The organism is Devosia sp. T2-14, from assembly GCF_055397495.1.
In genome coordinates, this window is sequence record NZ_AP027921.1 from 614981 (window position 1) to 628616 (window position 13636).

The 13636-nt window shown below is 64.3% G+C and carries 10 protein-coding genes; 6 read left to right on the forward strand and 4 right to left on the reverse strand.

Annotated features, from left to right (window positions below):
• Positions 1-113: 113 nt before the first annotated feature.
• The 6 genes from ACZ5WT_RS02990 to ACZ5WT_RS03015 all read left to right on the forward strand — a co-directional run bounded on the left by ACZ5WT_RS02990 (position 114) and on the right by ACZ5WT_RS03015 (position 8111).
• Positions 114-626, forward strand: coding sequence for a GbsR/MarR family transcriptional regulator (locus ACZ5WT_RS02990; protein ID WP_464285909.1), 513 nt, complete (start codon positions 114-116; stop codon positions 624-626).
• Positions 616-1818, forward strand: coding sequence for an efflux RND transporter periplasmic adaptor subunit (locus ACZ5WT_RS02995; RefSeq protein ID WP_464285910.1), 1203 nt, complete (start codon positions 616-618; stop codon positions 1816-1818). The genes ACZ5WT_RS02990 and ACZ5WT_RS02995 overlap by 11 nt, the downstream gene beginning before the upstream one ends.
• On the forward strand, positions 1819-3873 hold the full coding sequence (locus ACZ5WT_RS03000; protein WP_464285911.1) for an efflux RND transporter permease subunit: 2055 nt from the start codon (positions 1819-1821) through the stop codon (positions 3871-3873). It begins immediately after the preceding gene.
• Positions 3846-4961, forward strand: a complete 1116-nt coding sequence (locus tag ACZ5WT_RS03005; RefSeq protein ID WP_464285912.1) for an efflux RND transporter permease subunit — start codon at positions 3846-3848, stop codon at positions 4959-4961. The genes ACZ5WT_RS03000 and ACZ5WT_RS03005 overlap by 28 nt, the downstream gene beginning before the upstream one ends.
• A gap of 168 nt (positions 4962-5129) precedes the next feature.
• Positions 5130-5705: an NADPH-dependent FMN reductase gene (locus tag ACZ5WT_RS03010; RefSeq protein WP_464285913.1), complete on the forward strand. Its 576-nt coding sequence runs from the start codon at positions 5130-5132 to the stop codon at positions 5703-5705.
• A gap of 102 nt (positions 5706-5807) precedes the next feature.
• Positions 5808-8111, forward strand: coding sequence for a Tex family protein (locus ACZ5WT_RS03015; protein WP_464285914.1), 2304 nt, complete (start codon positions 5808-5810; stop codon positions 8109-8111).
• A gap of 11 nt (positions 8112-8122) precedes the next feature.
• Here ACZ5WT_RS03015 and denD read toward each other — a convergent pair whose 3' ends face one another.
• The 4 genes from denD to ftsH form a co-directional block, all read right to left on the reverse strand.
• On the reverse strand, positions 8123-9118 hold the full coding sequence (gene denD, locus ACZ5WT_RS03020; protein ID WP_464285915.1) for a D-erythronate dehydrogenase: 996 nt from the start codon (positions 9116-9118) through the stop codon (positions 8123-8125).
• Positions 9119-9254: 136 nt separating this feature from the next.
• Complete coding sequence (locus ACZ5WT_RS03025; protein ID WP_464285916.1) at positions 9255-9992, reverse strand: outer membrane protein; 738 nt, start codon at positions 9990-9992, stop codon at positions 9255-9257.
• A 179-nt stretch (positions 9993-10171) separates the two neighbouring features.
• Positions 10172-11515: a phosphoglucosamine mutase gene (glmM, locus tag ACZ5WT_RS03030; RefSeq protein ID WP_464285917.1), complete on the reverse strand. Its 1344-nt coding sequence runs from the start codon at positions 11513-11515 to the stop codon at positions 10172-10174.
• 133 nt (positions 11516-11648) lie between these two features.
• Positions 11649-13577 carry an ATP-dependent zinc metalloprotease FtsH gene (gene ftsH, locus ACZ5WT_RS03035; protein ID WP_464285918.1) on the reverse strand — a complete coding sequence of 643 codons (1929 nt, stop codon included), beginning with the start codon at positions 13575-13577 and terminating at the stop codon, positions 11649-11651.
• Between the last annotated feature and the right edge of the window lie 59 nt (positions 13578-13636).

Sequence of the window (13636 nt, forward strand, 5' to 3'; positions counted from 1 at the left end):
AACGGCACCTATCTCTAACCGGCCCTTTGGGCATGGCCTCAGCGCTGCATGACAACAAAGTGTTAAATTCGTTCAGTATTGACTGAACGATACCCGGTGCATTAGCGAGAGGCATGACGCAAACCCTGTCCGCAACGGAATATTTCATCGAGCAGATGGGCCTGATCACTCAGGCCGATGGCGGGCCGCGCATTGCCGGCCGCATCATGGGCCTGCTGATCGTAGAAGGGCGCCCCTTCTCGCTGGCCGAAATGGCCGAGCGGCTCAAGATCAGCAAGGCCAGTGCCAGCACCAATGCGCGCCTCTTGGCCAAGATCGGCACCATCCACCAGACCAGCCGCGCCGGTGACCGTCAGGATTATTATGAAGTCGGTGATAATCCCTATCCGCGCATGATGGAGGCCGTCACGGCGCGAATGAGCGCGGTCGCCGCAATGGTGAGAGAAGCCGAATCACGTTTCCCTGCCGCTGGCGATGACGATGGACCGCGCAGCCGGGTCCACGAACTCGCCCAATTCTATACCCAATCCGCCGAATTTCTGGCGGAATGGACCAAACAGAACTTTCCCCTTCCTCCGGCATCCGCAGAGGCCGGGCCCAGCACGGTAGAACACAATGACAACTGAAAACCCCAAACCCGAATGGGCCCAATCGAAGCGGGACAAGGAAAACGTCGAGCGCATCGCCGCAGGCCTCAAGCCGAAGCGCCGCCGCTGGCCCTGGCTTGTGCTGGGCCTGGTGGTGGTAGGCGGCGCTGCCGCCATTTACGCCAGCAACCAGCAGGCTGAGGTTCCGGCCGTGGAAGAGCCGGTGGCCGCGCCCGTCATGCAGATCAACCCGTCTGAGATTTCGACCATCGCGGCGCAGACCCTGCAGCGCACGGTCAAGGTGACGGGATCGCTCGCGCCCAAGCAGCAGACGCAGCTCGCCTCTCAGGTGTCCGGCAAGGTCGTGGCCGTCATGGTGCGCCCCGGTGATGCGGTTCGCGAAGGCGATGTGCTGCTGCAGCTCGACACCGAAAGCCTGCGCATCCAACTCAACCAGCAGACCAATACCGCCAACGCCACCCGCGCCCAGCTTCAGCTGGCCGAAAGCCAGCTGAACCGCACCACCGACCTGATCGAGCGCGGCCTGGCCGCCTCCTCGGGCATCGAGCAGGCGCAGTCCAGCGCCGAGGCCCTGCGCGCCAACCTGGCAGCCCTCGAGGGGCAGGTCGAAGCGGCAACCATTGCGCTGCAGAACGCCACCCTCAAGGCGCCGATGGACGGCATCATCTCCGAACGCAATGTCAGCCCGGGCCAGACCGTGCAGCAGGGCGCCGTTCTGTTCACCATCGTCGACCTCAGCGAAGTCGAACTCAACGCTTCAGCTCCCGTCGCCTCGAGCGCACTGTTCGCCAAGGGCCAGGAAGTGGCCGTGACGGTCGAAGGCCTGCCCGACCAGGCCTTCAAGGGCGTGGTCGACCGCATCAACCCGATCGCGCTGAGCGGCACGCGCAGCATTCCGGTCTATGTCGCGCTGCAGAATACCGACAACCTGCTGCGCGGCGGCATGTTCGCCACCGGCCAGATCGTCGTGGCCGAGCGTCCCAATGCCTTGGCCGTGCCCAAGACGGCGCTGCATGAGGATGCCGAAGGCTTCTTCGTGCTCAAGCTGGTCGACGGCAAAGTGGAACGCCAGGCCATCGAGCAGGGTGAAAGCTGGAACGGCAATCGCCTGGTCGAGATCACATCCGGCCTGGCGGAAGGCGACGTGGTTGTGACCGCGCCTCTGACCCAGCTGCAGCCCGGCGACCTGATCACGATGGTGGAGGGCTAAATGTTTCTAACCCGCATCAGCGTCAATCACCCGGTATTTGCCACCATGATCATGGTGGCAATGCTGGTGTTCGGCATCTACTCCTACCAGCGCCTGCCCATCGAGCAATTGCCCGACATCGACCTGCCGGTCGTTGCCGTGGTGGTGAGCTATCCCGGCTCGTCGCCTGAAGCCGTCGAGAACGATATCGTTCGCCCCATCGAAGAAGCCGTCAATACGATCAGCGGCCTCGACACCATCCAGTCGACCTCGCAGGCCGGCCAGGCCATGGTGATCATCCTCTTCGACATGAGCGTCAATTCCCAGGCCGCCGCACAGGACGTGCGCGACCGGCTGGCCACCGTGCAGGGCAAGTTCCCCGCCAATGCCGGCGACGCCCAGGTGCTGCGTTTCGACCCCTCGGAATTGCCGGTGATGTCGTTGGCCGTGAGCTCGGACACGCTTTCCCCGCGTGACCTGACCGCACTGACCGACGACGTCATTGTCAGCCGCCTCTCCAACATTTCCGGCGTCGGCCGCGCCACCGTCGTGGGTGGAGTGCCGCGCCAGCTCAACGTGCTGGTCGATCCCGACCGCCTCAACGCCTTCAATGTCGGCGTTGGCCAGGTGATCCAGGCCCTTGGCCAGGAGAACCAGAACCTGCCCGCCGGCTCGATCTCCAATGGCTCGCAGAAGCAGTCCATCCAGGTGGAAGGGCGCATCGAGAATGCCGAGGACTTCCTCGACATCGTCGTGGCCCGCCAGGGCGGCCAGGCCGTCTATCTGCGCGACGTTGCGACCATCGAAGACGGCCAGGCCGACGTGACCAGCCTCGCTCTACTCAATGGCGAGCGGGCGCTGGCCATTGACGTCGTCAAGACGCAGGGCGCCAACACCGTTGGCGTTGCCGCCGAAATCCGCAAGGTCATCGCCGACCTGCAGAACGGCGTGCTGCCCGACACCGTGCACCTCGAAGTCGTCACCGACAATGCCGTGCCGGTGGAGGACTCGTTCCACGCCGTGCAGAACATGCTGATCGAAGGCGCGGTTCTCGCCGTGCTGATCGTGTTCGTGTTCCTCAATTCCTGGCGCTCAACGGTCATTACCGGCCTCACCCTGCCGATCTCGATCATCGGCACGATGATCGTGCTCTACTTCCTGGGCTTCACGCTCAACATGATGACGCTGATGGCGCTTTCGCTCGCCGTCGGCATCCTGATCGACGACGCCATCGTGGTGCGTGAGAACATCATGCGCCACCTGCACATGGGCAAGAGCCACCGCCAGGCGGCGCTTGATGGCACCAATGAAATCGGCCTGGCCGTTCTGGCCACCACCCTCTCGATCGTCGCGGTGTTCCTGCCCGTGGCCTTCATGGATGGCATCTTGGGCCGGTTCTTCCTGCAGTTCGGCGTCACCGTTTCGGTGGCGGTGCTGATCTCGCTGTTCGTGGCCTTCACGCTCGACCCGATGATGAGCAGTGTCTGGTATGACCCGGCGGCCCATCCCGATGCCAAGCGCGGCCCGGTGGGCAAGGCCATTGCCCAGTTCGACCGCTTCTTCCAGTGGATCAACGATGGCTATCGTGGCCTGCTGCGTTGGTGCCTGAAGTTCCGCAAGACGACGCTGTCGATCGCCCTGCTGTCCTTCGTGGGGACGTTCTTCCTGTTCCCGCTGGTTGGCGTCGAATTCGTGCCGGCCACCGATACGGGCCAGTTCCAGGTCTCGATCGAGACCCCGACCGGCTCGTCCATCGACTACACCGCCAGCAAGGTCCGCCAGGTTGACGCCACGCTGCGCCGTTTCCCCGAAGTTGAGGGCACCTATGCCACCATCAATGCGGGCACGACCTCGGGCGACAACCGCGCCACTATCGTCGTCACCATGGTCGAGCAGGGACTGCGCGATCGCACCCCGCAGGACATGACCGTGCCGGTGCGCAACGCGCTGGCCGAGATTCCGGGCGCCGAATTCATGGTCGGCGCCGCTTCGGGTCTGGGCGGCGTTGCCGCCCCGGTGTCGATCACCATCTATGGCGACAACTCACCGTGCTCGACCAGTTGGCCGATCGCCTGATCGCGCAGCTGCGCGCCATCAAGGGCCTCGAGGATATTGAATCGAGCCTTGATTCCGCTCAGCCCGTACTGGGTGTGCGGATCGACCGCGACCTCGCCAGCGACCTCGGCGTCAGCCTCTCCCAAATCGGCTCAACGCTGAGCCCGATGCTGGGCGGCCAGGAGGTCACGGACTGGACCGCTCCGAACGGGGACAGCTACAAGGTGGCCGTCCGCCTGCCGGAATGGGCTCGTGACGACATCGAGACCCTCGGTTCGCTGCCGATCACCCAGAGCGGCGCCACCGGCTCGAACGAGATGATCCGTCTCGACCAGGTTGCCCAGATCGTGCAGTCGCAGGGCCCGGGCGAAATCCTGCGCCAGAACCTGTCGCGACAGGTCAGCGTCACCGCGAACCTGTCGGGTGTCGGCCTTGGTGAAGTTACCGGGCAGATCCAGGCGGCCATTGCCAGCATGGAAATGCCGGCCGGCTACCGCATCTCGGCCGGGGGCGACGTCGAGCAGCTGGCAGAAACGGCCTCGGCGGCCGGCTCGGCCCTGCTGCTGGCCGTCATCTTCATCTACCTCGTGCTGGCCAGCCAGTTCGGCAGCTTCCTGCAGCCGGTCGCCATCATGGCATCGCTCCCGCTCGCGCTGATCGGCGTGATGCTGGGCCTGCTGATCGGCGGCACGACGCTCAACATGTTCTCGGCCATCGGCTTCATCATGTTGATGGGCCTGGTAGTGAAGAACGCCATCCTGCTGGTCGACAATGCCAACCAGCACGTCAAGGAGGGCTGGAACCTGTTCGACGCTCTGGTCGAAGCCGGGGCGACCCGCTTCCGCCCGATCATCATGACCACCCTGGCCATGATCTTCGGCATGCTGCCGCTGGCCCTGAGCCTGCATGAAGGCAGCAGCCAGAACGCGCCGATGGCGCATGCGGTGATTGGCGGCCTGATCAGCTCGACCGCGCTGACACTGGTCGTGGTGCCGGTCATGCTGACCTATATCGACGGCTTCGGGCGGTTCGTGCGGCGCTTCATGCCCCGCTCGCCCGACGACCACGAAGCGGTCGAAGCGACGGTACAGACCCAGTCTGGCCACTAACTGACCACGCGACAGCTCGCGGCGCACACAGTGCCGCGAGCTGCCCTTCCCGCCTGCGGAATGCACCTTTCCGCCACTCCTGCGCGGGTATAGCCTCCTCCCCAGCGTCATTCTGCAATTGTCAGCCGGCCGCCATCTGGCGTGCCCGCTTGCCCCTGGAGGATGCCCATGCACACCCACCACCGTGTCGGATTCTTTGTCGGTAGCCTCGCGACCGCCTCGATCAATCGCAAGCTGGCCATGGCGCTGGTCCGTCTCGCGCCCGAAGAGCTGGATATGTCGGAGATCCCCTTCCGCGACCTGCCGCTTTACAGCTACGACTACGACGCCGATTTCCCCGCCGTCGCCCGCACCTTCAAGTCGGCCATCGCCAACGTCGATGCCGTGCTGTTCGTCACCCCCGAATACAATCGCGCCATTCCCGGCGGGCTGAAGAACGCCATCGACTGGGCGAGCCGCCCCTATGGGCAGAACTCCTTCGCCCGCAAGCCATCGGCGGTCATTGGGGCTTCCATCGGCGCCATCGGCACGGCCGTGGCCCAGCAGAACCTGCGCAGCGTGCTCAGCTTCTGCAATTCGCCCCAGATGAACGCGCCCGAAGCCTACATCCAGTTCACCCAGGGCCTCATCACAGACGACGGACAGGTGACCAATGAGGGGACCGAAGCATTCCTGCGCAACTTCATGCACGAGTTCCACCTCTTCGTCGCACGCGTCCGCTCGGTGCTTCCGCCCGACGCCTGACGCCCCGGCAACGGGTTCTTGAACAGGTTTGAGCACCCCTGAGGTTGTTTCCGCCGCATTCTCGCTCTTATGGTCCCGACCTTGCGAGCAGGAAGGCGACTCATGTCCGATACCGAAACCCGTATTGCCAATCAGATCGCCACCGAGATCGGGGCGCGTGCAGCCCAGGTGCTGGCGGCGACCGAACTGCTGGACGGGGGCGCCACGGTGCCGTTCGTGGCGCGCTACCGCAAGGAAGTGACCGGCGGGCTCGACGACACCCAGCTGCGCCTGCTCTCCGAGCGCCTCGCCTATCTGCGCGAACTGGAAGCGCGCCGCGCCGCCATCATCAAGTCGATCGACGAGCAGGGCAAGCTCACCACCGAGCTCACCGCCTCGATCGTCGGCGCGACGACCAAGGCCGAACTCGAAGACCTCTACCTGCCCTTCAAGCCCAAGCGCCGCACCAAGGCCGAGATTGCCCGCGAGCGCGGCCTGGGGCCGCTGGCCGAGGCCATCCTCGCCAACCGCCAGGGCGACCCGCTGCTGCTGGCCGAGGCCTATATCACCGCGGACGTGCCAGGAACCAAGGAAGCGCTGGACGGCGCCCGCGACATCGTCATCGAGGGCTTGACCGAGAATGCCGCTTTGCTCGGCCAGCTGCGCGCCCATATGCGCGCCAAGGCGCTGCTGCGCGCCAGCGTGATCAAGGGCAAGGAGACCGAGGGCGCCAAGTTCTCGGACTATTTCGACCATAGCGAACTCTGGTCCAAGGCCCCCAGCCATCGTGCCCTCGCCATGATGCGCGGCCGTGACGAGGAGTTCCTTAGCCTCGAAATCGAGATCGACGGCGACGTCACCGAGGGCCCCAAGCCCGTCGAGCGCATGGTGGTCGCGGCGCTCGAGGCGCAGGGCGATGGCGCCGGCAACAAGTGGCTGCGCGACGTGGCCAGTTGGGCCTGGCGCACCCGCCTCAAGATTTCGCTCTCGGTCGACCTGATGGTGGAATTGCGCGACCGCGCCGAGGTCGAGGCGATCAACGTGTTTGCCCGCAACCTCAAGGACCTGCTGCTGGCGGCCCCCGCAGGCTCGCGGACCACGATGGGCATCGATCCGGGCATCCGCACCGGCTGCAAGCTCGCCGTGGTCGATGCCACCGGCAAGGTGCTGGCGACGGAGACCATCTACCCGTTCCAGCCGCGCAATGACGTGACCGGCGCACAGGCCATGCTGCAGATGCTGATCGTGCGCCACGGCGTGCAGCTGATCGCTATCGGCAACGGAACGGCCAGCCGCGAGAGCGAGAAGCTGGTGGCCGACCTGCTGGCGCGCCTGCCTGGCACCAAGCCGACCAAGGTCATCGTCTCGGAAGCCGGGGCGTCGGTCTATTCGGCCTCCGAACTGGCGGCCAACGAATTCCCCGATCTCGACGTGTCGCTGCGCGGCGCGGTCTCCATCGCCCGGCGCCTGCAGGATCCGCTGGCCGAGCTGGTCAAGATCGAGCCCAAGGCAATCGGCGTCGGTCAGTATCAGCACGACGTCGACCAGTATCGCCTGGGCAAGTCGCTGGACGGCGTGGTTGAAGACGCGGTGAACGCGGTTGGTGTCGATCTCAACACCGCCTCGGCGCCGCTGCTGGCCCGCATTTCGGGCCTTGGCCCTTCCATCGCCGACGCCATTGTCAGCCATCGTAATGCCAATGGGCCCTTCCCCTCGCGCAAGGCGCTGCTGGACGTGCCGCGGCTGGGCCAGCGTACCTTCGAGCAGGCGGCGGGGTTCCTCCGCATCACCGGCGGCACCGAGCCGCTCGATGCCTCGGCGGTGCACCCCGAAGCCTATGGCGTGGCCCGCAAGATCGTCGCCGCCTGTGGCCGCGACCTGCGTGCGCTGATGGGCGACAAGTCGGCGCTGGCTCAGGTCGACCCACGCAGCTTCGTCGACGAGCGTTTCGGCCTGCCGACGGTCAAGGATATCATGGCCGAACTCGAGAAGCCGGGCCGTGACCCGCGCCCCGAATTCAAGACCGCGACCTTTGCCGACGGCATCGACAGCATCACCGACCTCAAGCCGGGCATGATGCTCGAAGGCACCGTGACCAACGTCGCCGCCTTCGGCGCCTTCGTTGATATCGGCGTGCATCAGGATGGTCTGGTGCACGTGTCCCAGCTGGCCGACAAGTTCGTCAAGGATCCCCATGAAGTGGTGAAGGCCGGCGACGTGGTGAAGGTCCGCGTGGTCGAGGTCGACGTGCCGCGCAAGCGCATCGGGCTGACCATGCGCCGCGATGCAGACGCGGCGGCCCCCGTGCGCGACCGGGCGCCCGAGCGTCCACGCGGCAATTTCCGCCCGCCCCAGGAACAGAAGTCATCGGGCGGCCTGGGCTCGCTCGGCGATCGCCTGAATGAAGCGATGAAGCGCAAGCAATAGTGGAAGGGGCCCTAGCGGGCCCCCTTCTTTTTGGTGCCGTCCAATTCGTCCGCGATGTGGATGCGGATGATCTCGTCGAAGCTGCTCTCGCCGACAAAGCCGAGCGCCCTGGCGCGGCCGGCCTCGAAGGCCTGCGGCCAACCGGCGACGATCCCGGCGATGATTTCGTCAGGCTGACGGCGGATCAGTGCCACGGCTTTCGACCCGGCGACCCGCTCCAGGGCGGCGATCTGCTCGCCAACAGTTGCGGCAAGACCCGGCATGGTCAGGTTGCGCTGATTGCCCAGCAGGCTCGTATCCATGGCCGCCGCATGCAGCAGGAAGCCGACCGCAGCGCGAGGGCTGGCAAACCAGTGCCGCACCGTATCAGCCACTGGCAGCAGGGCCTCCTTGCCGGCCAGCGGCTCGCGGATGATACCGGAGAAGAAGCCCGAGGCCGCCTTGTTGGGTTTGCCCGGACGCACGGCGATGGTGGGCAGGCGAATGCCCACGCCATCAACGAAGCCGCGGCGGGAATAGTCGGCCAGCAACAGCTCGCAAATGGCCTTCTGAGTCCCGTAACTGGTGAGCGGGGTATGTTCCTGGCTGTCGCCGATCACCGCCGGCAGGGGCTCGCCATAGACAGCGATGGACGAGGTGAAAACCAGGCGCGGCCGGTAGGGTTCGGCGACACCAGCATAACGGATGGCTTCGAGCAGATAGCGCGTGCCGTCGAGATTGATCCGGTAGCCCTTCTCGAAATCGGCCTCCGCCTCACCCGAGACGATGGCGGCCAGATGAAAGATCAGGTCGGGACGGCCAGCCACCAGATGCCCGGCAACTTCGGGCGAGGAGAGATCGACCGCAAGGCGCTTGATCGGGATTTGCGTCACATATTCGGGCGGGGCCACCACATCGGCGAGGGTGAGCCCGGTTATGGTCCTGCCCCCAACCTCTCCCGCCTGAACCAGCGCCGTCACCAGCTTGCGGCCAACCATGCCGGCTGCGCCGATCACCAAAACCTTCATGCAGTTCTCTCCCCGAGTCTCTGGGGAGAGCCTAACCCCTTCGCAGGGGGCCGGGGAATAACGAAATCGGCGCCCCGAAGGACGCCGATTCAGTGTGGGTTATCAGGCGGGGCGTGGCGTCCCCGCTGGCACCCGATCAGTTGAAGCGGTAACGGACCGTGCCGCGCACTTCGTGGATCAGGTTATCGTTGAGATAGTACGGGCCCTGAGGCGTGCCTTGGGCAAAGGTGCCGTTGGTGAACTGCGGCATGTAGATCATGCGGTAGCCGAGATCGGCGACAATGCTGCCCATGTCATAGGTCACGCCGGTCATGAGAGCGCCGGCCGGCGACCAGGAACCGCCATCGGGATCATAGCCGGTGAACGGACCACGGCTTTCGATCCAGTTGTAGGCGCCGCCAAGGCCTGCACCGACATAGGCGCCGAAGCCGCCGCCGATCGAGTTGCCATAGTTGCCCAGGCCGAAGTCGTAGTAGACGTTGGCCAGCGCGATGGTGGAGCGCAGGTTGAGCTTGTTGCCACCGGCGCGGTAGGCCGCACCGCTGTTGTAGAGATAGTCAAAGGTCAGGTCGGCGCGCAGGCCAGTGCCCGATTCATAGCCGAAGCCCAGGCCGGCGCTGTAGCCGTAGCCCAGTTCGGTCGAGAGTTCCTTGACGATCGTGCCGCCGCCGCAACCAGTGCAAAGGAACTGATTTTCGCGGGACCACAGCGCGTTGCCCGCAACGCTGCCGCGCAGATAGAACGAGCCCTCGACGCCGTAGTCGACATCAGGGATTTCGATGACCGGTGGGTAATAGGGCATGTCGGCGGCCATCGCCTGACCTGCGACGAGGGTGGCGGCTGCCACGGTGATCGCAGCGATAAGCTTGCGCATATTGACGTCCTTTGGTTGCCACGACTTCTGTCGATTTGAGGCCAATATCCGTCAATTTCCTTAAGGCACGCTTAACCTAAAGACTTAACCCTAACAATCTGCAACCAGGCGGGGATAGTTAATGCATAGTAAAGCCGCCGGTTGTTGCAGAAGCAATGCCGGCGGCTGGACCAGGTTGTTTATGGGACTTCGCGAATAGCCGCTTCGATCTGGGCCACCACGGTTGACACCAGGCTCGCATCGTCGGCCTCGCCCATGACGCGAATGACCGGCTCGGTGCCCGAGGCCCGGACCACCAGCCGCCCGCCACTGCCAAGCATGGCTTCGCCATCGGCAATCGCCTGGATGACCTGCTTGTGCTCGAGCGGCTTGCCCGAGGTGAATTTTACGCTGCGCAGCAGCTGGGGAACCTTGGTGAAGCGGGCGCAGATTTCCGAGACCGGACGGTCCTGGTGCTTGAGCACGGTCAGCAGCTGCAGCGCTGCCACGAGGCCGTCACCCGTCGTGGTGAAATCGGACAGGATAATGTGGCCGGACTGCTCGCCGCCGACATTGAAGCCCTTTTCGCGCATGGCTTCGAGCACGTAGCGGTCGCCCACCTGGGTGCGTTCCAGCGTCAGGCCCAGCGAGGTGAGATAGCGCTCGAGGCCCAGATTGGACATGACGGTCGCGACGATGCCGCCGCCGACCAGCATTTCCCGCTCCAGCCAGCTCTGGGCGATGACGGCCATGAACTGGTCGCCATCGACCACATCGCCCTTTTCATCGATGATGATGACGCGGTCAGCGTCGCCATCGAGCGCGATGCCGATATCGGCGCGCACTTCCTTGACCTTGGCCGCAACGGCCTCGGGGGCGGTGGAGCCGACCTTGTCGTTGATGTTGAAGCCATCGGGCTTGTCGCCAATGGTGAAGACCTCGGCGCCCAGTTCCCACAGGGCCAGCGGAGCGACCTTGTAGGCCGCGCCATTGGCGCAATCGAGCACGACGCGCAGGCCAGAGAGGTCGATATTCCGCGGCAGGGTGCGCTTGGCATATTCGATGTAACGAGTGCGCGCTTCCTCGTCGCGATGCGCCCGGCCGATGCCGCGGCCATGCGCCAGCTTGTCGGACATGTCGCTGTCGATCAGGCGTTCGATTTCCTTTTCGACGGCGTCGCTGAGCTTGTAGCCATCGGGACGGAACAGCTTGATGCCGTTGTCGTCATAAGGATTGTGCGAAGCCGAGATCATGACGCCGAGATCGGCGCGTAGAGAACGGGTCAGCATGGCGACGGCGGGCGTCGGCATCGGCCCGAGCAGATAGACATCCATGCCGACGGCGGTGAAGCCGGCGGTCAGCGCCTGTTCGAGCATATAGCCCGAGCGGCGGGTGTCCTTGCCGATGACGACGCGATTGCGGTGCTCGCCGCGCACGAATTTATGGCCGGCCGCCATGCCGACGCGCATCGCCAGATCGGGGGTGAGCTTGTCGCCATTGGCCAGGCCACGGATGCCGTCGGTGCCAAAATACTTGCGTACCATCGTGTCTTGTCCCTCAGCCTTCAACAGCAGCGCTGGCCGCTTTTGATAATACCACTTTTCAGCGAAATAACGGAGTTCGCGGTCGAGAAAAAGGGCCGCTTGGTAGCGACCCTTCAAAAACCTGCATGAGATTTTAGTTGTTGGGCTGAGGCTCAAGCCCTTCGGGCGGCGCATCGGGGCGGTTCTTGCCCGCCTTGCCGGCCGAGGGAACGCCCGTTGCCTTGGGCGTTGCAGGGCCATTGTCATCCGGACGAACCGGCTGGACGCCATCCATCAGGGCCCGCAGCTCATCACCAGTCAGCGTCTCGAATTCGAGCAGTGCCTGGGCGATGGCTTCCCACTGGTCGTGGTGGGTGGTGAGGATTTCGCGGGCCGACGACTCGCCGTCCTCGATCAGCTTGCGCACTTCCTGGTCGATGATACGGGCGGTGTCGTCGCTCATATTGGTCGACTGGGTGACCGAATGGCCCAGGAACACTTCCTGGTCATTGGACTTGTAGCGCACACGGCCGAGCTTTTCGCTCATGCCCCATTCCATCACCATCGAGCGGGCAAGGCTGGTGGCCATCTGGATATCGCCAGACGCGCCGCTCGTGACCTTTTCCGGGCCGAACTTGATGATCTCGGCCTCGCGGCCACCGAACAGCATGGTCAGGCGTGCCAGCGCCTTTTCACGGCTGAACGAATAGCTGTCGCTCTCGGGCAGGGTCATCACCATGCCCAGCGCACGGCCGCGCGGAATGATCGTCGCCTTGTGGATCGGGTCGATGCCCGCAACCTTGAGCGCGATGATGGCATGGCCAGCCTCATGATAGGCGGTCAGCTTCTTCTCGTCCTCGGACATGGCCATGGTGCGACGCTCGGCGCCCATCATGATCTTGTCCTTGGCGTCTTCGAACTCGGCGTGGGTGACGAAGCGCTTGTTGCGTCGCGCCGCCATCAGAGCCGCTTCGTTGACGAGGTTCATGAGATCGGCACCCGAGAAACCGGGGGTGCCGCGTGCCAGGACCTTCAGATCCACATCGGGAGCCAGCGGCACCTTGCGGACGTGAACCTTGAGCACCTTCTCGCGGCCCGAAACGTCGGGGTTCGGCACGACGACCTGACGGTCGAAACGGCCGGGACGCAGCAGAGCGGGATCGAGCACGTCGGGACGGTTGGTGGCGGCGATCAGGATGATGCCTTCATTGGCTTCAAAGCCGTCCATCTCGACGAGGAGCTGGTTGAGGGTCTGTTCGCGTTCGTCGTTACCACCGCCGAGGCCCGCACCGCGCTGGCGGCCGACGGCGTCGATTTCGTCGATGAAGATGATGCAGGGGGCGTTCTTCTTAGCCTGCTCGAACATGTCGCGGACGCGGGAGGCGCCGACACCGACGAACATTTCAACGAAGTCCGAACCCGAAATGGTGAAGAAGGGCACGTTGGCTTCGCCAGCGACCGAACGGGCCAGCAGGGTCTTACCGGTACCGGGAGGGCCAACGAGCAGCACACCGCGCGGAATACGGCCGCCCAAGCGCTGGAACTTGCCGGGATCGCGCAGGAATTCAACGATTTCCTCGAGGTCCTGCTTGGCCTCATCCACACCGGCGACGTCTTCGAACGTCACCTTGCCATGAGTTTCGGTCAGCAGCTTGGCGCGCGACTTGCCAAAGCCCATCGCGCCGCCGCGGCCGCCACCCTGCATCTGCCGGATGAAGAAGAACCACACGCCGATGATGACGATGAAGGGCAGCCAGGAGCTGAGCAGGATCGACCAGAAGGGGCTGGCTTCAGGCGCGCGTGCGGTGATCGAGACGCCCTTATCTTCAAGGCGATTGATCACGTCGGCGCCATCGGGCAGCACGGTCTCGAAACGCGTACCGTCGCGCAGCGTGCCGTTGACGATGTTATTGGTGATGGTGACACCGGTTACGCTGCCGGCCTCCACATCGGAGACGAACTGGCTATAGCTCTTGTCGGCGACCGAAATCGAGCGCGTCGATGACTGGAAAACCTGGAACAGGCCCATCAGCATGAAGAGTATAACTAGCCAGATGGCGAAGTTGCGGAAATTTCCGTTCATCAAATCCTGTCCCGGAGAAGCCACAGCCCAGTGGGCGCGGCAAGTGTGCCGAATGTATG